The sequence below is a fragment of the Enterococcus sp. 5H genome (assembly GCF_028128615.1).
Classification (GTDB): Bacteria; Bacillota; Bacilli; order Lactobacillales; family Enterococcaceae; genus Enterococcus_L.
Genome location: NZ_AMDP01000022.1, coordinates 219,070 through 244,405 on the forward strand (window position 1 = coordinate 219,070; position 25,336 = coordinate 244,405).

The 25,336-nt window shown below is 33.1% G+C and carries 24 protein-coding genes and 1 pseudogene; 20 read left to right on the forward strand and 5 right to left on the reverse strand.

Features of this window, described 5'->3' with window-relative positions:
- Positions 1 to 10: 10 nt before the first annotated feature.
- The 16 genes from dapF to C240_RS10360 all read left to right on the forward strand — a co-directional run bounded on the left by dapF (position 11) and on the right by C240_RS10360 (position 15,921).
- Complete coding sequence (gene dapF / locus C240_RS10285) at positions 11 to 985, forward strand: diaminopimelate epimerase (protein ID WP_271495121.1); 975 nt, start codon at positions 11 to 13, stop codon at positions 983 to 985.
- A 51-nt stretch (positions 986 to 1,036) separates the two neighbouring features.
- Complete coding sequence (locus C240_RS10290) at positions 1,037 to 1,867, forward strand: hypothetical protein (RefSeq protein WP_271495124.1); 831 nt, start codon at positions 1,037 to 1,039, stop codon at positions 1,865 to 1,867.
- 143 nt (positions 1,868 to 2,010) lie between these two features.
- A complete protein-coding gene (locus C240_RS10295; RefSeq protein WP_271495127.1) occupies positions 2,011 to 2,838 on the forward strand; it encodes a YveK family protein in 828 nt (275 codons plus the stop codon).
- Positions 2,839 to 2,849: 11 nt separating this feature from the next.
- A complete protein-coding gene (locus C240_RS10300) occupies positions 2,850 to 3,551 on the forward strand; it encodes a CpsD/CapB family tyrosine-protein kinase (RefSeq protein ID WP_271495130.1) in 702 nt (233 codons plus the stop codon).
- Between the two features lie 19 nt (positions 3,552 to 3,570).
- Positions 3,571 to 4,338, forward strand: a complete 768-nt coding sequence (locus tag C240_RS10305; RefSeq protein ID WP_271495220.1) for a tyrosine-protein phosphatase — start codon at positions 3,571 to 3,573, stop codon at positions 4,336 to 4,338.
- Positions 4,339 to 4,463: 125 nt separating this feature from the next.
- Complete coding sequence (locus tag C240_RS10310) at positions 4,464 to 5,174, forward strand: sugar transferase (RefSeq protein WP_271495133.1); 711 nt, start codon at positions 4,464 to 4,466, stop codon at positions 5,172 to 5,174.
- Between the two features lie 26 nt (positions 5,175 to 5,200).
- On the forward strand, positions 5,201 to 5,986 hold the full coding sequence (locus C240_RS10315) for a DUF4422 domain-containing protein (protein WP_271495136.1): 786 nt from the start codon (positions 5,201 to 5,203) through the stop codon (positions 5,984 to 5,986).
- 13 nt (positions 5,987 to 5,999) lie between these two features.
- Complete coding sequence (locus C240_RS10320) at positions 6,000 to 7,076, forward strand: glycosyltransferase family 2 protein (protein ID WP_271495139.1); 1,077 nt, start codon at positions 6,000 to 6,002, stop codon at positions 7,074 to 7,076.
- Between the two features lie 26 nt (positions 7,077 to 7,102).
- Positions 7,103 to 8,038: a glycosyltransferase family 2 protein gene (locus tag C240_RS10325; protein WP_271495141.1), complete on the forward strand. Its 936-nt coding sequence runs from the start codon at positions 7,103 to 7,105 to the stop codon at positions 8,036 to 8,038.
- 13 nt (positions 8,039 to 8,051) lie between these two features.
- Positions 8,052 to 9,212 carry a glycosyltransferase family 4 protein gene (locus C240_RS10330; RefSeq protein WP_271495144.1) on the forward strand — a complete coding sequence of 387 codons (1,161 nt, stop codon included), beginning with the start codon at positions 8,052 to 8,054 and terminating at the stop codon, positions 9,210 to 9,212.
- Positions 9,196 to 10,350, forward strand: a complete 1,155-nt coding sequence (locus tag C240_RS10335; protein WP_271495147.1) for a hypothetical protein — start codon at positions 9,196 to 9,198, stop codon at positions 10,348 to 10,350. Before C240_RS10330 ends, C240_RS10335 begins: the two co-directional genes overlap by 17 nt.
- Before the next feature lie 13 nt (positions 10,351 to 10,363).
- Positions 10,364 to 11,827: an oligosaccharide flippase family protein gene (locus C240_RS10340; protein ID WP_271495150.1), complete on the forward strand. Its 1,464-nt coding sequence runs from the start codon at positions 10,364 to 10,366 to the stop codon at positions 11,825 to 11,827.
- Between the two features lie 11 nt (positions 11,828 to 11,838).
- Complete coding sequence (gene glf / locus C240_RS10345; RefSeq protein ID WP_271495223.1) at positions 11,839 to 12,954, forward strand: UDP-galactopyranose mutase; 1,116 nt, start codon at positions 11,839 to 11,841, stop codon at positions 12,952 to 12,954.
- 170 nt (positions 12,955 to 13,124) lie between these two features.
- Positions 13,125 to 14,240, forward strand: a complete 1,116-nt coding sequence (locus C240_RS10350) for an LCP family glycopolymer transferase (protein WP_271495153.1) — start codon at positions 13,125 to 13,127, stop codon at positions 14,238 to 14,240.
- A gap of 144 nt (positions 14,241 to 14,384) precedes the next feature.
- Positions 14,385 to 15,086, forward strand: a complete 702-nt coding sequence (nagB, locus tag C240_RS10355) for a glucosamine-6-phosphate deaminase (RefSeq protein WP_271495156.1) — start codon at positions 14,385 to 14,387, stop codon at positions 15,084 to 15,086.
- 127 nt (positions 15,087 to 15,213) lie between these two features.
- A complete protein-coding gene (locus C240_RS10360; protein WP_271495159.1) occupies positions 15,214 to 15,921 on the forward strand; it encodes an MgtC/SapB family protein in 708 nt (235 codons plus the stop codon).
- Between the two features lie 58 nt (positions 15,922 to 15,979).
- On the opposite strand, the gene C240_RS10365 is transcribed toward C240_RS10360, so the two are convergent.
- From C240_RS10365 to nrdH, 5 genes are all read right to left on the reverse strand, one after another.
- Positions 15,980 to 16,768: a DUF92 domain-containing protein gene (locus tag C240_RS10365; RefSeq protein WP_271495162.1), complete on the reverse strand. Its 789-nt coding sequence runs from the start codon at positions 16,766 to 16,768 to the stop codon at positions 15,980 to 15,982.
- Between the two features lie 148 nt (positions 16,769 to 16,916).
- Positions 16,917 to 17,879: a class 1b ribonucleoside-diphosphate reductase subunit beta gene (gene nrdF, locus C240_RS10370; protein ID WP_271495165.1), complete on the reverse strand. Its 963-nt coding sequence runs from the start codon at positions 17,877 to 17,879 to the stop codon at positions 16,917 to 16,919.
- Between the two features lie 125 nt (positions 17,880 to 18,004).
- Positions 18,005 to 20,164 (reverse strand): class 1b ribonucleoside-diphosphate reductase subunit alpha, encoded by a 2,160-nt coding sequence (gene nrdE, locus C240_RS10375; protein WP_271495226.1) that lies wholly within the window; start codon positions 20,162 to 20,164, stop codon positions 18,005 to 18,007.
- A complete protein-coding gene (gene nrdI, locus C240_RS10380) occupies positions 20,145 to 20,522 on the reverse strand; it encodes a class Ib ribonucleoside-diphosphate reductase assembly flavoprotein NrdI (RefSeq protein ID WP_271495168.1) in 378 nt (125 codons plus the stop codon). Before nrdI ends, nrdE begins: the two co-directional genes overlap by 20 nt.
- Positions 20,523 to 20,747, reverse strand: a complete 225-nt coding sequence (gene nrdH, locus C240_RS10385; protein WP_010760423.1) for a glutaredoxin-like protein NrdH — start codon at positions 20,745 to 20,747, stop codon at positions 20,523 to 20,525.
- 471 nt (positions 20,748 to 21,218) lie between these two features.
- Here nrdH and C240_RS10390 point away from each other — a divergent pair, with 471 nt between their 5' ends.
- The 4 genes and pseudogenes from C240_RS10390 to C240_RS10405 form a co-directional block, all read left to right on the forward strand.
- Positions 21,219 to 21,686, forward strand: a complete 468-nt coding sequence (locus C240_RS10390; protein ID WP_271495182.1) for a FeoA family protein — start codon at positions 21,219 to 21,221, stop codon at positions 21,684 to 21,686.
- Positions 21,687 to 21,690: 4 nt separating this feature from the next.
- Positions 21,691 to 23,844, forward strand: coding sequence for a ferrous iron transport protein B (gene feoB / locus C240_RS10395; RefSeq protein ID WP_271495185.1), 2,154 nt, complete (start codon positions 21,691 to 21,693; stop codon positions 23,842 to 23,844).
- Between the two features lie 4 nt (positions 23,845 to 23,848).
- Positions 23,849 to 23,980: a FeoB-associated Cys-rich membrane protein gene (locus tag C240_RS10400; protein ID WP_271495188.1), complete on the forward strand. Its 132-nt coding sequence runs from the start codon at positions 23,849 to 23,851 to the stop codon at positions 23,978 to 23,980.
- 766 nt (positions 23,981 to 24,746) lie between these two features.
- Positions 24,747 to 25,336: pseudogene (locus C240_RS10405) on the forward strand (hypothetical protein); the annotation flags it as partial.

Below are 25,336 nucleotides of genomic sequence, written 5' to 3' on the forward strand. Positions count from 1 at the left end.
AGTTTTTACAATGAATATCTCAATGCAAAAAGTTCATGGATCAGAAAATGATTTCTTTTTAATAGATGAAACACAGTTGGAGCGGCCCTTTACTAGTAAAGAAATAGATGATTTACGTATTCATTTATGTAATAGAGAGCATGGACTACTTAAAGGAGCAGACGGTCTTTTACTTGTGGAAGATGTAGCAAAAGGTGATTCTGTAGCAAAAATGCGTGTAATTAATAGTGATGGTAGTGAAGCGAGCATGTGCGGTAATGGACTACGCACTGTTGCACGATACCTGTCTGAAAAGTACACAAAAGATTTTTTCACTGTGGAAACTATGTTTGCTGACTTAAAAGTGCGTCGATCAGCAGAATTTGCAAATAATGTAGCATCTTATCAGGTTGAAATTTCACCAGTTCGGTTTGAAGCAGAAGCAATTCCTATGAATACTTCAAGCAAAACAATCATTAACGAGACAATTCCAGAATTGTCTGAAACTTTAAAATTTTCAGCTGTAGCAGTGCCCAATCCTCATTTGATTACTTTTGTCGATCATGAAACATTAATGAGTGATGAATTTGAGCGTATTGCAACATACGTAAATGGAGTTAATCCGATTTTTCCTGATGGAATCAATGTAAGTTTTGTAGAAATTTTAGGGGAAAATCAATTGTTTGTCCGGACATTTGAACGTGGTGTTGGTTTTACGAGTGCTTGTGGGACAGCGATGTGTGCGAGCAGTTTAATGTATGTGTTATTGAATGATGGCAATTTTGGTGAAACAATCACAGTTAAAAATACAGGTGGTATGGTAAAAACGGTTGTTCATGAAGAAGATGCAGATGGTTATTGGATGGAATTGATTGGCAATGCTACGATTACCCATTATTTACAAGGTGAATTAGCTGATTTTTCTACAGGTAATTTTGATGCGATAACAATCAACCAGACTAATGAACAAAATGCGTACATAGCTTTTTTAGAAACAATCCGGTAAGTCAAAGGTGAAAAAAATAAATAAAAAGGAATGATTTAAAGGGGTGTAAAAGTGATAAAAGGTTGTTGGAGTAATAGTAGTAATGTCAAAAAGGTTATTTATTTAGCCGTAATTGTTGGTTCGGTAGGCATTTGTTTTGTTGGTATAGATTCTAGTGCAAACCAAAGGCAGCAGCGAAAAATTGAATATGCTAAAGCAACAATAGAAAATGAAGCTGTAAAAATTAAACGATTAGATACGAAAATTATTCATTTCTACCAGGATGGGCAAGAGGAATTTTTGATTGATCCCATAGATATGTCTTCAGTGGAAGCTGTTGAAAAAGATATAGCGTCCTTAAAAACGACAGCTTCAGATTTTGGTTTAAAAGATGAGGATTTTTCGATAGATAATTCTGAAGTTAGTAAAGAAAAAAAAGCCTTGGTAGACAAAATCAGTGATATTAAAAATAAGCAAGCTATTCAAGGGGAAATATCAGCCTTACTTGTCCAATCGCCTACAAAGTGGACGAAGGAAAATTTAGATATTGTCATTAGTGAAGATACAACTTTAGAAAAAATCACGTCGATAAGTGGTAAAATTACTAAATCTGAAAAATCTTGGAATGTATCAATGATGGCTTTATTAAAAGAAATAGAAATGCAAGTCACGCAATATAATGCTTTGAAACAATCTATTGATGCAATGATTGTTGGTGAAGAATTAACAACTGAAGCGAATCTTGAAAACTTTATCTCAAGCTATAACCAACTTGAACTTATTAAAAATGAAACATTGAGAAATAGATTAAATAGCAAGTTGGAAACGATCGATCAGCTTTTGAATGAACAAGCTATGAATCATGAAGAAATACCTTCAGAAGAAGTATTGCCTGCGGAGTAACTACTGCAAGTTATCGTAAATTAAGTCACCATTTGACTAATAACAAGTAAGTAGTTTACTGTAAAGGGATTTTTCTAAAAGGAAAGTAACACATGTTTATTTGCAATTTAAGAGTTATTTATATGTAATTAATGGAGGAAAAAATGGAAGAGACTATCAGTTTACAAGAGTTAATCGGAGTATTAAAAAAACGGATTGGTTTAATTATTGTCTGCATGTTTTTAGGATTAGGAGTTGCTGGTATAGTAACATTTTTTGTCATTACCCCTAAATTCAGTTCACAGGCACAATTAATTGTTCGTTTACCTCAAAATGAAACAACAAACGTTAACGATATCAATGGTAATCTACAGATGATTAATACGTATAAGGATTTAATCAAAAGTGACACTGTAATGAATGAAGTACAACAAAGATTGAAAACAGAGTATGACAGTGATGTGTCAGTAGAAGCTCTAAGTGCAAGTGTTTCTGTTAATCAGTCGCCAAATTCTCAAATGTTTTCCATCATATCTAAGATGACAGATCCAATTGTGGCTCAAAATATTGCCAATCAAACTGCTTTGGTCTTTCAAGAACAGGCAAAAGATATGGTTAATGTAGACAAGATTACGATTATATCTTCTGCAACAGCTAATGTAACGCCAGTATCACCTAATGATAAAATAAACTTAGTGATTGGTATAGCGCTAGGAATAGTATTAGGAATAGGAGCGGCCTTTATCTTAGAGCTGTTTGATAAAACAATTAAAGATGATAGTTTCGTAGAAGATGAACTTGGATTTACTGTATTAGGTATAGTCCCTAATATGACATTAAAAGAGTTAAATGCCAAAGTTATTCGTACACCTTCTACAAAAGTAGTTGAGCCATTAGACAAAACGCCGGACTTGTCTTCTAGAGTTACAACAAAGGAAAAAGCTAAGACAGATACTTCTGCTCCTATCCGTAGAAGTCGTCCGCGAGTTTAAAGGAGTATAAAATGAGTGAAAAAATAAGAAATCAAAAAAAACAAAAAACAAAAGCAGTCAGCTTAATTACTTTGGCTGATAAATCTTCACCAATTTCAGAACAGTACCGTACGATTCGGACGAATATTCAGTATGCAATGGTTGATCGAGATCTAAAAACACTGGTAATTACCTCATCTGGACCAAGTGAAGGGAAATCAACTACTTCTGCAAATCTAGCTATTGTTTTTGCTAATTCAGGTAAACGTGTCTTGTTGGTGGACGCGGATATGCGTAAACCGACTGTTGCGAAAACTTTCTCAATCGACAATGTCCGTGGTTTAAGTACTTTGTTGGGCAGCAGAGAAACAGTTTTACATCAAGTAGTGCAACCGTCTGGTGTAGATAATTTATTCTTGATGACTAGTGGACCAAAGCCGCCTAATCCATCTGAGTTATTGGATTCTAGAAGAATGGAAGAACTCTTGGTGGAGTTGAAACATCAATATGATTTAGTGGTATTTGATATGCCTCCGGTCGTTGCTGTTACGGATGCACAAATTGTCTCATCAAAATCAGATGGAACAATCCTGGTAGTTCGGGAAAATGTTTCCAAAAGAGATTCGTTAATGAAGGCAAAAAATTTACTTGAGCTGGTAGATGCTAATATTTTAGGTGTTGTTTACAATGGTTCCAAAAATATTACAGATCAAGGCTACTATTATGGATCATAAAGCTGAAAAAGACAAAACAATCGTAGACTTGCACTGTCATATTTTACCAGGAATTGATGATGGGGCCAAAACAATTGATCATTCAATTGACATGGCTAAGATGGCCGTCAAGCAAGGAATTACCCATATTCTTTGCACCCCGCATCATAATAATGGTAAGTACGATAACTCAGCAGAAAAAGTAATTTCTTGTGTTGCAGCATTACAGGGGGAATTGGATCAAAGAAATATTCCGCTCACACTTTTTGAAGGACAAGAAGTACGAATCGGTGGAAATCTTTTAGAGCAGATTCAATCAAATGATATATTATTTGTAGATTTAGCTAACCGTTATATTTTAATAGAGTTTCCTACAAATGAAATCCCTGCGTATGCACAACCACTGTTTCAAAAATTTATTGAACAAGGACATGTTCCTATTATTGTTCATCCGGAAAGAAACAGCAAGTTTATCGAAGATCCGAATAAGCTGCTGCCGTTTTTAGAAATGGGTGTGTTGACACAATTAACTGCTCCTAGTTATGTTGGTGTCTTTGGGAAAAAAATTGAACAAACAGCTAAAAAAATGGTTGAGAATAATCTTGTTTATATGATGGCATCTGATGCTCATAATGTTGAAAAACGTGGTTTTTTTATGAAAAAAGCTTACGATGCTATTGCGCATGATGTTGGAGAAGAATCGGTTAATGCAATGCAGCAAATGGCTAAAGATATTTTGAATGGTGATGATGTAAACCGCCCTAATTTTAGTCCAATTAAAGCGCGGAAATTTAATTTATTTTTTTAAAGTAAAGATGTATTTGTTGGTGTATCTTTACTACATAGTACAGTTGTTGGTTATAACATAGTATTAAATTGTTGGTAAGTACTATTTATTGTTAAAAGGAGTGAAAAAAATTGGAGGGTAAGTTTATGGATGTTGGTAGAAGTGTGCGGTCAAAAGATAAACTTGTTAAGTCAGAGAATGATGATTTGGAAACTGTAGTAAATTATGAGACTCAAAAAAAGTCAGTGTTTTTCCAAATAATCAAACGTGGAATCGATATTTTTTGTAGTCTATTTGGGCTGATTATTTTAAGTCCAGTCTTTTTAGTTGTAGCTTTTTTAATAAAGAAAGAAAATAAAAAAGGCTCCGTATTTTTTTCTCAGCAGCGAGTTGGAAAAAATGGGGGTCTCTTTACCATGTATAAATTTCGTTCAATGTGTCCGGATGCTGAAGATAAGCTTTCTGATTTGATTGAATTAAACGAAATTGAAGGTGCAATGTTTAAAATGAAAGATGATCCTCGAGTGACTAAAATCGGAAAACTAATCCGTCGGACAAGCATAGATGAGTTGCCTCAACTTTTAAATGTATTAAAAGGAGAAATGTCTTTAGTCGGTCCTAGACCTCCATTATTAAGAGAAGTCGCTGAGTATACAGAATACGATATGCAGCGGTTATTAGTTAAGCCAGGGTGTACTGGGTTGTGGCAAATAAGTGGGCGTAATAATATTGGATTTAAAGAGATGGTTGAATTAGATTTATATTATATAAAAAATCAATCTTTGACTCAGGACATAGTCATTTTATTAAAGACAGTTACAGTGGTGTTGTGCTTAAATAACTCAAACGGTCACTAAAAGATAGAAAAAAGGGAGCTAAAAAATTGAAGGAAATAAAAGTTATTGTTGCTACACACAAGAAATACGAAATGCCTAAAAATCAACTATATTTACCACTACAAGTAGGAAAGGCAGGTAAAGAGTATTTAGGCTATGAGACAGATGATACAGGGAAGAACATATCTGAAAAAAATAGTTTGTACTGCGAGCTAACAGCACTCTATTGGGCATGGAAAAACTTAGATTCTGACTATATAGGTTTGGTTCATTACCGTAGATATTTTTCTAAAAGTAGTTTTCCTATGTTTGCAAAAAATAAATATGATCATATTATTTCAGACTCTGATATCACTAGTTTTTTAGCAGAAAATAAAGTAATTGTCCCTAAAAAGAGAAATTATTATATAGAGTCAATTTATTCTCATTACGCGCACACCCATTATGCTGAACATTTAGATAAGAGTTTAGAAATTATCAAGAAAAAATATCCGAAATATGAAGCATCTTTTGAATCTGTGATGAAATCGACAAGTGCGCACATGTTTAATATGTTTATAATGAGTAAGGAAAATTTAGACTTATACTGTCAGTGGCTATTCGATATTTTATTTGAATTAGAAAACGTTGTAGATATTAGTGAATATTCTGATTTTCAAAAACGTTATTTAGGTAGAGTTAGCGAAATTTTATTTAATGTCTGGTTAAAAGAAAATACTATTGAGGTAAAAGAGCTGCCGTACTTATATCTTGGAAAAGTAAAAGTTTTTAGTAAAGGAATTAGCTTTTTAAGAGCTAAGTTTCAAAAGAAAAAGTTTGACAGAAGCTTTTAATGAAAGGTCTAGAATGATAGAGAATTTATTTATAAGTATAATTGTTCCGGTTTTTGGAATAGAAGAGAAAGATTTGAGACGATGTTTACATTCTCTATGCAAACAAACTTATGAAAATTACGAAATTTTATTAGTTGATGATAACAATTATGGCGATTATTGTGGCACTATTTGTGATGAATTTGCTGAGACAGAAGATAAAATTAAAGTAATACATCAAGAAAATAGTGGTGTTTCCGCTGCAAGAAACAGAGGTATGGAGGAATCAAAGGGCAATTATATTTGTTTTGTAGATCCGGATGACTGGGTTGAAGAAGATATGATTGAGCAGATGACAAAAGCTGTTTACCAGAGGAACGCTGACCTATATATTTTTTCATCATTTGTCAATTATAAAAACAAAGAAGTAATTAATGATTTTTGGAATAGTACAGAGAAGCAGTTTGTTGGTAAGGAAAAAGAAAAATTACAGATTCAGTTAATGTCGAAAAAAATGTCCGAGTTTTTTCCAGCTGAAATTGGAATAGGGGTGCCTTGGGCAAAACTCTATAAAAAAAATACAATTGAAGAAAATAATCTTCTTTTTGACGTGAAACTAACTAGAATGCAAGATAATATTTTTAACATGTACCTATTTGAATACGCTGAGAGTGTGAGTTATTCGGATAGTAAATTCTATCATTATAATAAAAATGTGAACAGTGCTACAAACAAAGTAAATAAAAATGTCATTGACTATTTTGAACGTGTTAATAAAGAAGTCGAGATATTTATTGAGAAATTTAAAAAAGATGACTACTTTAATCAAGCTCTCACTGTGAAAAAGTTAGTGGGAATAAATTCATATTGTAATTTATACTTTCTTAACGTACAGACAAAAGCAGAGTTTAAAACAAAAGCTACTGAATACAGAAACTTATTGAATAAGAATGACTATCATCAATGTCTTAAGAAGATTAAATATACAAATTTGACATTAAAAGAAAAAGTTTTTGTTTCTGTTTTGAAAACAAAGAGTTTAAAAATGATGAAATTACTACAACAAATGGAAAAAGCTTTAAAAAAGCTTAATAAAAAAGAAATAGAGTAAATTTTAGATAATGAGAGGTCTTGTTGGTGAATTTAGAAAAAAAAGTGACTGCTCTGGTTGTCACATATAATAGAAAAGAACTGCTCAAAGAGTGTTTAACGGCATTAATAGAGCAAACTTACAGTTTAGACAAAATAATTGTAATTGATAATGATTCCACAGATGGAACTGATGAGTATGTTACTCAATTATGCGAGCAAGTTGATAAAATAAATTATTTCAAATTAAATGAAAATCTCGGTGGAGCAGGAGGTTTTTATGAAGGAATCAAAAAGTCTTTGGAAAATGACTATGATTTTTTATGGTTGATGGACGATGATACAATTCCCAATAAAGATTCGTTAGAAAACTTAGTTGATGATATGCAAACTATTAAAGAAAAAGCTAGTTTTCTAGCCAGCTATGTTTATGGTGTGGAAGGAGAGCCCATGAATGTTCCTAAAATTTCTGATAGAAAGGAACAAAACGGTTATCCTTTTTGGTATAAATATCTTGATCAAGGGCTGGTGGAAATTAAGAGTGCTACGTTTGTTTCGTTGTTAATTAAGCGGGAAGCGATTAATACTGTTGGGCTACCTCTAAAAGAGTATTTTATTTGGGGGGATGACGAAGAGTATACACAGCGCTTAAATAAGTATTTTGGGCCTGGCTATTTTAGCGGGAACAGCAAAGTTCTACATAAACGATATAATGCTAAAGCTTTAAGTATTAAAGATGAAGAACTAAAAAATAGAATTCCATTATATTTTTATTTCGTAAGGAACAATCTACTAAACAGAAAAGCGTATGACAAAAAAATAGGAGTATGTTTGTTGTGGGGATCATTCTTTGTTCAATCGATTAGTATTTTATTTTCTCGAGTAAAATTTAGATTTTCAAAATTTTTAGTGATTCAAAAAGGCTTATGGTCATTTCTGTTTAACTACAAATTGCGGAGAATCTTTAATAACAGGATGAAATAAATTGGAGGGCAAAATGAAGGTATTACTAGAACCAACTTATGTAAACATGACTGGAGCAAACCAATCCATGATTTCACTAATTCAACAACTGAAAAATCAAGATATAGAATTTTTAGTTGTCGTCCCAAGTGAAGGTCCCTTAAAAGACTTCTTAATCCAAAACCAGATAAACTTTGTCAAAATTATTGGTTATCAATGGATCTATCAAAAAGGAAATCGAAGTAAGATCATGAGAATGAAAAAGGTTCTGAAAAAAGTACTGAATTTTTATCATGAAATCGCCCTTTTTTTCATACTTAAAACGCAAAAGTTCGACATCGTTCATATTAATAGTTTCGGTGGAAATTTAGGCTATAAAGCTGCAAAGTGGGGGAAAATTCCAGTAATTTGGCATTTGAGAGAATTCGTAGAAAAAGATCAAGGGAATCTCTTCTGGAATAAGCAAAAATCATTGGCAGAATTAGAAGATGCAGATTTTCTTATTACTATTTCTCATTCAATTGATTGCTATTATAGTAATTTAATTAATCATAGTCGAAAGAAAATGATTTACAATGGTTTGGCTATAGATAACCAAGTAGACATGAACATTAATCCTTTAGAAAATAGAATATGCGTTTTGACTATTGCAGGAGTTGTAGCCGAACATAAAGGTCAAAAAGAGGCAATCTTAGCAATCGATGAATTGGTGAACAACAAACAACAGACTGATTTTAGGCTGAGGATCGTAGGCGATGATACGAGCACTTTTGCTACTGAAATGAAAGAGTTAGTAAAGCTCAAAAAACTCGATCAATATGTTGAATTTACAGGTGTTAAAAATAATCTGAGTGCTATTTGGGATCAAACAGATATTGCCTTAATTTGTTCAAAAGCAGAAGCATTTGGAAGGGTAACTGTGGAAGCTATGATACTGGGAATTCCTGTTATAGGTTCTAATACAGAAGGGACTAAGGAAATTCTTGATAATGGGAAATATGGAACATTATACAATCAAGGAGAATTTACTGATTTAGCTAAAAAAATTAAGCTTGTTTATGATAATAGAAAAAGTGTGAAACAAAAATTAACTGATATTCAAAGTTATGCGTATCAAAATTATTCAGCCAATAAAACGGCAAATGAAGTATTTAAAATTTATGAAAGAGTCGTAGAAGATGAAAAAAGAGCTTAGCTATAGAGAATGGTTGCTATGTATAGCAATGTACATATATATTGTTGTATATTTTACTTTTGGTTCTAGCATGTTGAGTGAGGTTTGGAATGTAAAAATATTAACAACATTTACGGAAGTATTTTTATGCGGGGCTTGTCTAGTGTCATTTATATCTCGTAAAAATAGTGTGTTTAACTATATTTTTTATGCCTTATTAATATCATTGGGTCTGGTAATCTATCTTAAATCAGATGTTTATTACTTTATTTTGCTAGTAACAATGATTTTTTCAATTGCTAATCTAAAAGAGTTTAATCGATTGGTTAAAGTTTCGTTAATTGGGCAAATCCAGTCACTACTTGTAGTGATATTACTTTATGCATTTAATTATATTGAAGAGTTTCAGTTGATTAGAGATAGTAAAGTTAGACATTCTTTAGGCTTTACTCATCCGAATGTTCTAGGAACGTTGCTATTTTCTATGACAATGGCATATTTTTATTTAAGAAGAAATAAACTGAGCTTTGTCGAGATATTCTCCAGTTACTTATTTGTTTATCTAATCAGTGAAATTACTGGCTCAAGAACTAGTGCAGTTTGTTTATTTATCAGTATTACAGTTCTATTAGTAATTAAAATAAGCAAAAATTTTAAAATAAGTCGTAAAATTTTTATGATTTATGCATTTTCATTTCCAGTAGCTACTTTTATAAGTTACTATCTTGGAATTTTATATGGAAAACAAAATACATTGATTCTAGCGTTGGATAGGCTTTTTTCTAGACGCCTCTATTTTATTAATTGGTTTTTGAATCTATATCCTATAAAACCATTTGGACAAAAGCTGTTATTTGTTAATTCGAAAGAGGTGGCACTTAATCAATTTGTGAAGGCTGAAATTTTGGACAATTCTTATATTTCCATTATTTTAAGGTTTGGTTTAGTTTTATTTATTGTCATTGTGTTCGCTAACATGCTACTATCAAAAATTTTAAAAGAAAAAAATATGTTGTATGAATGTGTATTCTTGATATTATTTATTATATTTGGTTTTTTCGAAACCTACTATATTTATTTTCAATACAATTTTACAATACTGTTATTCTTCCTAATCATTCAAAAAATTAATAAAAAATCTTTGGTTGAAGATTCTTAAGTAGAGGAAAGCAATGAAAAAAAATATTATTTACAATTTTGTTTATCAATTATTATTGGCAATATTACCAATAATAACCGCACCGTACATTTCTAGAATTTTTGGTCCCGAGTTGCAAGGGGTGTACTCTTATACGTTTTCAATTGTGAATTACTTTTCGTTATTTGTTATGCTGGGACTCAAAAACTACGGTAATAGAGCTATCGCTCAGACCAGAAATAATAAAGAACAGTTAAGTAAAACCTTTTTTGAAATCTATATTCTGCAATCCGTTTGCTTTTTGATTACTTTAATTGTTTATCTAGGCTATTTTCTTACTGTTTCTTCGAAATATACGACTATCTCATTACTTCAGGTTATCGTTCTATTTTCTTACCTGTTTGATATAAGTTGGTTTTTTTACGGTATTGAGCAATTTAAATTTACAATTTTTAGAAATACAATCATTAAGGTAATAACTGTAGGATTCATATTTTTATTTGTAAAAAGTAGTGAAGATTTTTATGTATATATACTTATAATGTCTCTAAGTATGTTAATTAGTTCGTTATCTCTATGGAGTGTATTGTTTAAAAAAGTTATGGTTCATAAGGTGACTTTGAATGGTATTCTGAAGCATTTAAAACCGAATTTATTATTATTCATTCCAGTTATTGGAGTTAGCATTTACAAATTATTATCTAAAATACTTTTAGGTAGTATGGGCTCAATGTATGATTTGGGTTTGTTCGAGAATGCAGACAAAATTGTTATGATTATCACTGGATTAATTACTTCGGTTGGAGCAGTGATGTTGCCAAGGTTATCTAATATGGCAGTAAATGGTGAGACGGAAAAAATAAAAAAGATAACCCATCGCACATTAAATATTACTTTTCTATTATCATTAGGAATCTCTGCTGGGTTATTTTGTGTGTCTAGTACTTTCCCACTTTGGTTTTTTGGAGAAAAGTTCAAAGAACTAAAATATGTCCTACCTTTTTTAGGGCTGACCATTCCATTTGTTGCATGGGCAAGTGTTTTACGGACACAGTATCTGATTCCATTAGAGAAAGATAAAGATTACATTGTTTCAATAATGTTAGGGGCGGGTGTTAATTTACTTAGTAATGTTGTATTGATTACTTATTTTGGAATTTATGGTTCGTTAACTGCCACTCTTCTTACAGAATTCTTTGTCTGTGCGTATCAAACCTATGCAGTAAGAAAATATTTGCCAGTTAAAGAGTATATTAAAAACAATTCCATATTCTTAATTCCTGCTGTATTGATGGTAGTGATTGTTAAGGGAATTAGTGGATTTTTACCAGATGATTTATTTATAAAGATGACTGGACAAATATTTATTGGTTTAATAAGCTATATTTTGATGGCAGGAGGCCTTTTGATCTTTGCCAAAGGGAAATTTATGAGCGAAGAGTATCAACTAGTAACAGTTTTTGCTAGTAAGTATAAGAAAAAATTAAAAAGAAAATAAATTTTAGGAGAATTGAGATGTATGATTATTTAGTTGTTGGTTCAGGTTTATTTGGTTCTGTATTTGCCCATGAAGCTGCCAAAAAGGGTAAAAAAATTAAGATTATTGAAAAAAGAAACCATGTTGCAGGAAATATTTTTACAGAAAATATTAGTGGAATTAATGTTCATACATATGGTGCGCATATTTTTCATACGAGTAACAAAGAAATTTGGAACTATGTCAATCAGTTTGCAGAGTTCAATAGCTACATTAATTCACCAATAGCAAATTTTAAAAATGAACTATATAATTTGCCATTCAGTATGAATACCTTCAACAAATTGTGGGGAGTAATTACGCCAGGCGAAGCCAAAGAAATGATTGAAAAACAGAAAGCTGTTTTAAAAGGCAAAACGCCAGAAAATTTAGAGGAGCAAGCAATTTCTTTAGTTGGTATTGATATTTATGAGAAGTTAATCAAAGGATATACGGAAAAACAATGGGGACGCTCATGTACTGAGTTACCTGCGTTTATCATTAAACGTTTGCCGGTTCGTTTCACCTTCGACAATAATTATTTTAATGATACTTATCAAGGAATCCCTATTGGTGGATATACACAAATAGTAGAAAAAATGCTGGATCATCCGAATATAGAGGTTCACTTGAAAACCGATTTTTTTGCACATAAAGAGCAATTTGAAAATGAAGCAGAAAAAATAGTTTATACTGGTATGATAGATCAATATTTTGATTACCAGTTTGGAGAGTTGGAGTATAGGTCATTAAAATTTGAATCTGAGGAGCTAGAGACGGATAACTATCAAGGCAATGCTGTGGTAAATTATACAAGTAAAGAAGTTCCATATACTAGAATTATCGAACATAAACATTTTGAATTTGGAGAGCAAGAAAAAACAATTATCACTAAAGAATATTCTAAGGAATGGGAAAAAGGTGACGAGCCATATTATCCAGTTAATGATCGTCAGAACACTGAAAGGTTTAACGCGTATTTAAATCTTTCTAAAGAGCAAAATAAGGTAATTTTTGGTGGAAGATTAGGAATGTATAAATATTATGATATGCATATGGTTATCAATGAAGCATTAAAAATGGCTGAAGCTGAACTTAGCAACAAGTAAACTCAGTAAATAATTATTCTAAGCAAACTTATTATTAAAGCCAACAAGTATTTAGTTTTTTACATTTATATTACGTTATCATGCTAAAATCTTAAATAAGTTGCAGCTTCTCCTAAATTGTGAGAAAATAGATTTCATGAATTATTCTTGCCAAAATGAGGAAGTGTCTTATGAACCTATGGAAAAAAGTAATACTAACTGCTTTAGGACTAGTTCTTGTCTCAGTTGCAGGGTTTTGCGCTTACGGAATTAAAATGTATTCGGATGCAACGGGTACAGTAAAAGGTGTATACGAATCAATTGATCGAAGTACAACAAAAAGAGAAACTGCTGTAAACATTGACGCACAAGAACCTTTTTCAGTTTTATTAATGGGAATTGATACTGGTGATATGGGGCGTACAGAACAAGGACGTTCTGATACTACAATGGTGGTTACAATTAATCCGAAAGAAAAAAAATCGACTATGATTAGTTTAGATCGGGATATTTTAACGGAGATTGTAGGAAATGATACAGAAGATAAGCTAAATCACGCCTATGCTTTTGGTGGCGCTAAAATGGCTATTGATACAGTTGAAAATTTATTGGATATTCCAATTGATAATTACGTGTCCATTAACATGAAAGGCTTGAAAGATCTAATTGATGCAGTTGGAGGCATTGAAGTTGACAATACGATTGGTGAATTTACATTGGATGGTATTGTTGTTCCTGCTGGTAAAGTCAAGCTAGATGGTACGACTGGATTAGCGTACGCGCGTATGCGAAAAGAAGATCCGGAAGGTGACATTGGACGTCAACGTCGCCAAAGAGAAGTTGTTGAAAAGATCATGGATAAAATTATTAGTCTAGATGGTCTTACTAAATATAGACAGATTTTAGATGCAGTAAAAGATAATGTAAAAACTGATTTAACTTGGGATAATATGGTAGATATTCAGAAAAAATATATGCCTGCCTTTAAGAACATAGATTCTTTACAACTAGATGGTGAAGGTCAAATGATTAACGAGATTTATTATCAAATTTTAGACCCAACAAAGTTGTATGAAGTACAAACTAATCTTCGAGCTCAACTTGGCTTGCCTGAGAATAAAGAAATGCAAGCAGTTGATAATAGTAACTATAGTAATTATGGTTATGGAACAGCATATGAAGAAAGTTCCGAAGCATACGGCGAAACGTATAACTATTATGATCCAAATACCAATACAGATACCTACGTAGATCCTAATGCTGATCCCAATGCTGTTGATAATGGACAGTACACAGGTGGTTATTAATTAAAATAAAAATGAGTAAGATAAAATTCCGAATATTTTATCTTACTCATTTTTTTTATTTTATATAAATTTTCACTAGAAATCTTTTTGTTATGGTGTTATAATTGGACTATACCAAAATTGAATATAAAGGAGTAATTTATAATGGAAATCATAAAAGTTGCTAATGCTGCAGAAGGTGGAAAAAAAGCATTTGAATTAATCAAAGAAGGTATGAACAATGGTGCAAAAGTTTTAGGGCTTGCAACAGGAAGCACACCAGAAACACTATACAAAGAAATGACAGCAAGTGATTTAGATTTTACACATATGACATCTGTAAACTTAGATGAGTATGTTGGCTTAGGCGGAGAAGACGCACAAAGCTATCGTTACTTCATGAACGATCAACTTTTCTCTAAAAAGCCATTTAAAGAAACATTTGTACCAAACGGAAAAGCTGAAGACTTAGCTGCTGAGTGTAAACATTATGAAAGTATTATTGACGGTAACCCGATTGATATTCAAATCTTAGGAATTGGTCAAAATGGACATATTGGTTTTAACGAGCCAGGAACACCACTTGATAGTTTAACTCATGTTGTTGAATTAACAGAGTCTACAATCAATGCGAATAAACGTTATTTCGATAAAGTAGAAGATGTACCAACAAGAGCAGTTTCGATGGGAATTGGTTCAATCATGAAAGGTAAAAAAATGATTTTAATGGCTTATGGAGAAGCTAAAGCCGATGCCATTAAAGGAATGATTGATGGGCCAGTCTCTGTTGATTTACCTGCGAGTGCTCTACAAAACCATTCAGATGTTGTTGTAATTATTGATGAAGCAGCAGCAAGTAAACTATAATTTAATCGTTAAATTTTAAGAGATGGTGATAAAGCTCAATGAGTTTTATTACTATCTTTTTTCATGTAAGCACTCCAAGTCCTAATTAGTGCTATAATTGAAGTGAGGAACAATAGGAGGTCTAATCATGGTAGATATACATTTAACGATTCCTGAAATCATCATACGCTTATCGTTGGCGATGTTAATCGGTGGTGTTATTGGTTTTGAACGACAATATAAAAATCGGCCGGCTGGGATGCGGACGCATATTCTAGTTTGTATGGGGGCGACGATTATTGCTTTGATTCAAGATGAAATAGCTGCAACAGCTTTGCAAGATGCTTTAAACCATCCTGAACTTGCGGGAGTTATACGTTCAGACCAAGCTCGCCTAATTGCTCAAGTCGTGAGTGGAATCGGTTTTTTAGGCGCTGGAACAATCATTGTAACCAAACAGTCAGTAACCGGTTTAACAACTGCTGCTTCACTTTGGGCTATAGCAGGTTTAGGAATTGCAATCGGTATGGGTTACTATTCAATTGCTATTACTAGTTTTATTGGTATTTTCATAGCTTTGACAGTAGTCAGAAAAGTGATTCATGTCCCTACAACCAAAAAATTGGAGATTCATTATATTAATAAGCAGGAAACAAAAGAATTTATCAATCAGTATTTTGAAGAGCATAAGATTGAGATTGAAGATGTAAATTTTGATGTTGTTGTAGTTGAAGATATACAGATTTATACCAATATTTATACGATTGATTTACCAAATGGAATGACTTATGCAGAAGTAATTGAAGATCTATCTATTTATAAAAATATTACTAAACTACGTCTTGTAAGTATTTAATGTTATTAAGTTAAAAAGTAAAAATCGTCCAATTCATTTTTGAGAATTAGACGATTTTTTAGATATAGTATAAACCAATGCTTAAAAGGACTGTAATAATACCGCTTAGAAAATTAACCCAGTCATTTGTTAACCAAGAAAGACCACTGATTTTTTGTGTAGGTTGTTGATGGTGAACAGCTTTTTCAGTGATTTTGCCACAAACCAAACAACGATACTTCACTTGAATTGTAGCACCTAAAAGGCTGTCTACTAGACATCCAATCACACCACAAATAAATGGAATGATAAAATAAAATGGATAAACAAGTGCGAAAACACCTGCAATTAGAAAGCTACCCAAAAATGACGAAATAGATCCTAACAGGGAAACACCACCTGAGAGACCAGGTTCTAAAACTTTTAAAGTAATAATTGAACGTGGCGGTTTTTTACTTAAAACACCAATTTCTGATGCCCAAGTATCAGCAGTAGCACCAGCGATTCCACTAGCAAAAGCAATTAAAAACAGTTCTTTTTGGGTAAAGAAAAAAAGAATGATACATACTAATGATGGAAAACTGTTGGCAAGTACTTGCCAAGCGTCACGTGTATCGTTTTTTTCTGCAATGGAGTTTTCATTTTTTTGATTGAATAATTTTTTTATTAAGTGAATACAGCCGGAACTTGCGAAAAAAAGAACGATTAAAAGCCAGCTAATCCAAGCACCAAATCCACAAATTAGTGTTCCGATAAGGACAACTGCTAGAATACCAGATTTAGTCAGTAGATGCATGATATATGAAAATGAGCCAATTAAACTACTAACTATAAATCCTAGTAATAGTTTGTAAATGAAAATTGTCATAAGACACCTCTAGATAATTGATGTGATTGTTGCATTAAGTATATCATGTGAATACTCAAAATTCAGTTCTGTTTAGTTTTATGTTAAAGAGAAAACAAATAAAACCTAGAGCGAATGATTGTTCATCTGCTCTAGGTTTTTCATAAGATTAATCCATACCAATTAAATAATCGTCATCTTTCATTGCTTCAACGGTTCCTAGAAGGTATCCATTTCCGACTTGTGAGAAGAAATCATGGTTACTTGTTCCGGTAGAGATACCGTTCATCACGATTGGATTTACATCATTAGCTGTATCAGCAAATAATGGGTCCATTCCAAGGTTCATTAAAGCTTTGTTAGCGTTGTAACGTAAGAAGGTCTTCACTTCTTCTGTCCAGCCTAAATCATCGTATAATTCTTCTGTATAACGTTCTTCATTTTCATATAATTCATAAAGAAGGTTGTACATCCAATCTTTTAATTCATTTTGTTCTGGTTCAGATAATTCGTTGAAACCTAACTGGAATTTATAGCCAATATAAGTTCCGTGAACAGATTCATCACGAATAATTAATTTGATAATTTCGGCCACGTTAGCTAATTTATTGTTTCCTAAATAGTAAAGAGGAGTATAAAAACCTGAATAGAATAAGAAGGTTTCTAGAAAAACACTAGCGACTTTCTTTTCTAAAGGCGTTCCATTTTTGTAAATTTCATTGATCTTTTCTGCTTTCGTTTGTAGATAGACGTTTGTGTTCGTCCATTCAAAAATATCGTCGATTTCTTTTTTAGTATTTAATGTACTAAAAATAGAAGAGTAGCTTTTTGCATGAACAGATTCCATAAATTGAATATTGTTTAACACAGCTTCTTCATGTGGCGTACGAACGTCGTTTCTTAATTGTTCCATCCCGCTTTCAGATTGAACTGTATCCAGTAGCGTTAAACCTCCGAATACATAGCCGACTGTTGTTTTTTCTAAGTCAGAAAGGGTACGCCAATCATCTAAATCGTTGGATAAAGGAATCCGGGTGTCTAGCCAAAATTGTTCTGTTAGCTTTTCCCAAGTTGATTTATCGATTACATCTTCAATTGCATTCCAGTTAATCGCTTCATAATATGTTGCCATCTATTTTCCTCCTCATTACCTTTACATTAAATCATAGAACAAGGCGACCGAGAGAAAGGGCGCCTTGTTTGAGTTCAGTTTTGCATCTGTCTAGCTTCACAGGCTAGTCCTAATTGGAACAAGTGTTAGATTACACAGCTTTCACATTGGTTGCTGCCAATTTCTTCTGCATCATCCGTAAATGTCCGTACATAGTAAATTGATTTAATCCCTTTATGGAAAGCGTAGTGACGTAAAATATTTAAATCACGTGTTGTTTGTTTTGGTGAGTCTTTCCATTCATAGATCCCTTCAGGAATTTCAGAACGCATAAATAAAGTTAAACTCATGCCTTGATCCACATGTTGTTGTGCTGTTGCATAAACATCAATAACTTTGCGCATATCCATATCGTAAGCCGATGTATAGTAAGGAATCGTATCGTTTGCTAGGTAAGGAGCAGGGTAATAGATTTTACCGATTTTCTTCTCTTGGCGTTCTTCAATCATGCGAGTGATTGGGTGAATGCTTGCACTGGTATCATTGATATAAGAAATAGAACCATTTGGTGCTACAGCTAATCGGTTTTGGTGATACAATCCATCTTTTTTCACTGCTTCACGTAAATCGGCCCAATCTTGAGCTGTTGGAACGAAAATATCTTTGAAAATTTCTTTGACTTTATCTGATTTTGGAGTGAAATCTCCTTCGATGTATTTATCGAAATATGACCCATTTGCATAATCAGATTTGTCAAAGTTGTGGAATGTTTCATTATATTGTTTAGCGATATTGTTACTTTCTACCAAAGTCCAGTAATTCAATAGTGTGAAATAAACATTAGTAAAGTCAAGTGAATCTTCTGAACCATATTCCATATGATTTTTAGCAAAGAATGTATGAAGTCCCATAGCACCGAGACCAATTGTATGGCTTAAACGGTTACCGTTTTGAATAGAAGGAACTACGTCAATGTCAGAAGCGTCTGTAACAAAAGTCAAGGCGCGAGTCATTGCGCGAACTGATTTACCAAAATCAGGACTTTCCATTAAGTTAACAATGTTTGTTGAACCTAAGTTACAGCTTATATCCGTACCAAGTTGTTCATATTCTTGTTTGCCATTTAAGACAGAAGGTGTTTGAACTTGTAAGATTTCTGAACATAGGTTACTCATAATGATTTTACCGTAAGCTGGATTGCTGCGGTTGGCTGTATCGATATTGATAATATATGGATAACCAGATTCTTGTTGTAATTTAGAGATTTCATTTTCTAGATCACGTGCTTTAACTTTACGTTTGCGAATTTTTGGATTAGCCACTAAATTATCGTATTCTTTAGTAATGTCCACATAAGAAAATGGAACACCATATTCACGTTCCACACTATAGGGACTAAATAGGTACATGTCTTCATTATTACGTGCCAATTCGTAAAATTTATCTGGAACAACAATTCCTAAAGATAATGTTTTTACACGAATTTTTTCATCAGCGTTTTCTTTTTTAGCGGAAAGGAACATTTCAATATCTGGATGGAAAACATTTAAGTAAACCACACCAGCACCTTGACGTTGACCTAATTGGTTAGAATAACTAAAGCTATCTTCGAATAATTTCATAACAGGAACCACGCCACTGGCAGCTCCTTCATAACCTTTAATTGGAGCGCCTGCTTCACGTAAGTTAGCAAGAGTAATCCCTACACCACCACCGATACGTGATAATTGTAGAGCAGAGTTGATTGAACGACCGATGCTATTCATATCATCAGTTACCTGGATTAGGAAACAAGATACTAATTCACCGCGACGTTTACGTCCCGCATTTAAGAAAGAAGGTGTGGCTGGTTGATAACGTTGGTGGATCATTTCATCTGCTAAGACTAATGCTAACTCTTCATTACCGTCAGCAAAGTATAAAGCATTAAAAGCAACACGGTCTTCATAACTTTCTAAGTATTCAGTTCCTTCATTATTTTTAAGAGCATATTGTGAATAAAACTTGTAAGCTGCCATAAATGATTTAAATTGGAAATCTTGTTCATCAAGAAATGTATATAATTTTTCAATAAATGCCATTGAATATTTTTGAATAAATTCAGTTTCTAGATAATCATTATCGATTAAATAATTAATTTTTTCTTCTACTGTATTAAACGTTCTTGTGTTTGGCAGAACATTTTCTTGGAAAAAAGCTGCAAGTGCTTCTTTATCCTTGTGTAAAGGAATTTGTCCGTCAACGGGACGGTTGATCTCGTTATTTAGCTTAAAATAGCTAACATCTTTAATTTCTTTTAGACTCAAGTTCATTCACTACTTTCTTAAAGGATTCCACGTCTTCGTTCGTACCGCTAAATTCAAAAGCAAAAAGCATGGGAACGTTGTAATCACGTGCTATGTCATTGGCTGTATAGATAAATAATTCTGCGAAATTACGGTTGCCGCCCCCGGCAACGCCCTGTATCTGTTCACGATTGCTTTTATAATCAAGAAAATCATTCACTACTTCAGTTATTTCTTTATCATAAGTAGGAACGACTAGAATAAAAGGTTCGTTTATCTCAAAAAAAGGATTCGCAGGCTCAATTTCATAAGCTGCCAAATCCAATTTTTTAATGAAGCGTCTGGTTTGTCCGGTGACTGAAAAATAGACAATTTTCATTTAGCTAGCCAATTGTTTTAATTGATCTGGACGGAAGCCTACAACAGTCGTAGCATCAGAAGTGATAACCGGAACACTTTGGAATCCTTGTTCTTTTAACCAGTCGATTGCGTCAGGTTGGATATCAATATTTACTTCTTCAAATGCTATATTATTCTCGCTCAAAAAGCGTTTTGCCATCTTACATTGGATACAATTATTTTTAGAAAAGATTTTTACGTTCATTTTTAATTCCCCCTCAATTAGTTTACATTCACTAGTATAAATCTCTCTGGGAAAAAGTCAACACTTAGGCACTATATATTGTGGTTGTTTTTTGACCGAATACCATGTTTTGTGTTTTTGAAAGAAATATGAAAGCACGTATTCTCTAGATTTAGGCGGCTAATATGGGAAGTTTTATGTTCAAAAAAGAAATTTATTAAATTTTTCAGCGGGAATTCTAATTCAACACACACTAGATATAGTGGTCAAAAAGAGAACGACATACTAAATGAACATAGCTTATATGCTAGATTAATTATTTTCTTACTAATGGCTAGAAAGAACATTGATTTAAAGATCACAAACAGTTATACTTATTGAGAACGATTATCAATTTCAATAAGGTTTGTTAATGAAATTATTTCACAAGTGTTTGATTATACTCTAATTAAGGATAGATAATAGCTATAAAAATGAGGAGGTCACTCAGTAATGTTGACATTGGCTCAGGCAAAGTTAAATAAGGTTTATACGATTGAGAGCATTCAAGTAGAAGGATTTGCCAAAAAACATTTAAACAATCTTGGACTTGTGTTAGGTTCCAAAGTTGTATTAGTTAATTATTCTGGAGATAACGGCATCGTTTTACTTCACAATGGTCGGATTGCGATTAATTTATCCATATTAAAACAAATTACTATAGTAGAAAAAAGTCTGAGTGAGGAAAATTGGCTTTCGTTAGATCAGCTGGCAATTGGGGAAAAAGCTCGTGTAATTGGGATTCATGGACAAGGCGCAATTAAAAGACGTTTGATGGATATGGGGTTGACTAAGGGAGTAGATTTGCTAGTGAGAAAAATGGCTCCTTTAGGCGATCCAATTGAAATCAATTTACGCGGATATGAATTGACGTTGAGAAAAAATGAAGCGGAGTTAGTTCTAGTACAGAAAGAAGGATAAAGGAATGAAAGAACAACATATTGCTTTGGCAGGGAATCCCAATAGTGGGAAAACGACAGCGTTTAATGCATTAACTGGTGCGAATCAATATGTCGGAAATTGGCCGGGAGTCACTGTTGAACGAAAAGAAGGGAAATTAAAAAAAAATAAACAGCTAACGATTCAGGATTTGCCGGGAATTTATTCTCTTTCACCTTATACTCCGGAAGAAGTTGTGGCTCGTGACTATCTACTCAATGATAATCCGGATGTTATCGTCAATATAGTAGATGCCACTAATTTGGAACGAAACCTCTATTTGACAACACAATTAATGGAAACAGGTATTCCTGTGGTTGTTGGCTTAAATATGATGGATATTTTAGATAAAACAAATAAAAAAATTAATATAGATAAGCTTTCTTATGGTTTAGGTATAGATGTTGTAGGTGTTAGCGCGTTGAAAAATAGAGGCTTGGATGAGCTGATAAAAAAGGCGGTTAAGGCAGCAGATGTATTTCCTCCAACAGTTAATTATCCAACTTATGACAATCGCTTAGAAGCCGCATTGAATGAAATTATAGATGTTTTAGGTAATAGTGTTCCTGAGTTTCAAGCACGTTGGTTTAGTATTAAATTATTTGAACGAGATATGCGAGTGAATTCAGCGTTAGAATTAAGCTCATTACAACAAAAAGATATAGAAGAGGTTATCAAGATCACAGAGAAAATTTTTGAAGATGATAGCGAGTCAATTGTCATTAACGAGCGCTATGAATTTATTACTCGTTTAACCGCACTTTGCTCAATTGAAAAAAATGCCATCACTTTCAGCGCAAGTGACAAAATTGACCGAGTTGTAACAAATCGTTGGTTGGCGTTGCCGATTTTTGCAATTATTATGTGGTTTGTTTATTATCTGTCAATTCAAACGGTTGGAACAATGGGAACTGACTGGATTAATGATGAACTGTTTGGTAATTTTGTGCCGACAACAATTGGCGGACTATTAAATAGTTGGCGTGTAGCACCTTGGATGCAAAGTTTAATTTTAGACGGAATTATTGCTGGCGTGGGTGCTGTTTTAGGTTTCTTACCACAGTTAGCTGTTTTGTTCCTATGCTTAGGCTTTTTGGAAGATTGTGGCTATATGGCTAGGATTGCTTTTGTGATGGATCGTCTATTTAGAAAATTCGGTTTATCTGGAAAATCATTTATTCCTATGCTAATCGCTACTGGTTGTGGAGTTCCTGGGGTTATGGCAAGTCGGACGATTGAAAATGAAAAAGATCGTAAAATGACGATTATGGTGACGACATTTATGCCTTGCTCTGCTAAACTGCCGATTATTGCTCTAATCGCTGGTGCATTTTTTCCAAAAAGTAGCTGGGTATCACCATCTGCCTACTTTATCGGAATTGCAGCAATTGTTTTATCAGGTATTGCATTGAAAAAGACACGTTTGTTTTCAGGTGATCCAGCGCCTTTTATTATGGAACTACCAGCTTATCATATGCCTCAATTGCGTGGTGTCATTCGTCATGCATATGACCGTAGCAAATCATTTGTTAAAAAGGCTGGAACAATTATTTTTGTAATGAGTATCTTTATCTGGTTTACTTCGACTTATACATTTAATCTGAAAGAAGCAGCGGGAGACAACAGTATACTTGCAAATCTTGGTCAAGCGATTGCGCCTTTATTTGCGCCTCTTGGTTGGGGAACATGGCAAGGAGCTGTGGCTACGATCACAGGTTTAGTTGCTAAAGAAAATGTTATTGGAACCTTTGGGATTTTATTCGGTCATTTGGCGGAAGTTTCTGAAGACGGTGTTGAAGTTTGGTCTGCACTACGTGGCGCCTTTACACCTGTTGCAGCATATTCATTTTTAGTATTTAATTTACTTTGTGCACCTTGTTTTGCAGCAATTGGAGCAATCCGTCGTGAAATGGGTGATTGGAAGTGGACATTGGGTGCAATTGGTTATCAATGTGGTTTAGCTTATATTGTAAGTTTTATTATTTATCAATTCGGACATGTAATATTTGAACATGGTCAAATTGGAGTAGGGATAGTCATTGCGGCATTGCTGGTCTTAGTGATGGGCTATTACTTAGTGAGAAAACCGAAAATAAAGAAAGAAACCATCATTACAATGGCGTCTTTAGAAAGAGGGTAAGGTCATGTCAACAGTGCTTTTAGCAGTTTTGATTTTTGGCTCTGCAGGATATATTGTTTATTCTCGAGTTAAAAAAGGAAAAAGTTGTGATGATTGTCATACTACAGGTTGTTCAGTGAAAAAGGAACAAAAATAATAACTATTGTTATTTAATTAAAAATGACTGACTTGTTTGCTGTAAAAAGCAGAGGGGTCAGTTTTTTTGCTTTGCTATAATATAAATATATGTAATTTCATATGTTTATATTTTTAAAAAGATAGAAAAATACAGAAAATAGTTATTTAAATTTGCCATTTTATTAAAATACAATTAAAATTAATGTGGTTGGAAGTATGTAAATAATATAAACAAGAGATTTTTACGATTAAAATGTGTTTTTATTTTTTACTAGATAAGTGTTATCTTTTTTGAAGTTGGTTTACGTACATAATTCTTAAAGTAGCTGGATATTTGATTGCGGACTGTTCAAAATTCAAGGCAGTAAGCAGTTTTTATATAATTAAAGGGAAGTGAGTTGGTGCTAAGTTTTAAGTTATATGCTGTAGAAATATTTTGGAGAATTTTAAGCAAGAATAGTCCTAGTTTTTATGTTATATCAATGTTTTAATCTTCGGATGCTAGCATCTGGACTTGTGACTTGGTAAAAAATTAAGTGCGTGGGACAAAACTACATCCGAATAAACGATGAGAAAAAAGCAGCTACTCCACTTCGTTACGATCAAATTGTCTTAGATCACGAAGAATATCGTGAGTCGATGATGAACGGTACAAGGTATAGAAAGTGCGTTGCTTTCTTTAAAAGTTCTAAGAATTGAAGGCTTCGGAAATAAGCACTTTTCCCAGCCTCAATTAAGCAAATAAACAATAAAAAGTGTTCCATATTAGAAGGGAGAGAACTATTATGCAACCAGTAGTAGCATTTGCAATTGTTATGCTTGTTTGGACAATTGGAGAATTTGTTTCAAAAAAGACAAAGGCATTAATTTCAATGATGTTAGTCGCGTCAATTATCTTTTTGGTCGGATTTGCAACTGACTTTTTTCCACATGATTTAATTTTAGATTCAGGATTATTAAATATAGGAAATGCGGTTGTGGGCGTTATCATTGTTCATTTGGGAACGATGATGAGTTTTGCCGATTTAAAAGCTCAATGGCGTACCTTTGTTATTGGTGCAGCAACGGTCGTATTAATGACGATTATTTTACTGCTAGTAGGAATGCAATTATTTGATACAAATGTAGCAGTAGCAGGAACAGCGTCAATTACAGGGGGCACATTATCTATTTTAATGGTTCAGGAAGTTGCCGCTAGAATTTTAGCTGATGGTGGAGATGCGGGTATTTTAAGTGGCTATTTACTAGCAGTTTTTCCGTTATTGGTATTAAATATGAAAAATCTAGTTGGCTTTTTAGTGACGGCAAATATTTTGAAAAAAGAAGCGGTTCGGGTGCAAGGCGAATATCGTAAAGGAAACTTGAAATTTATAGA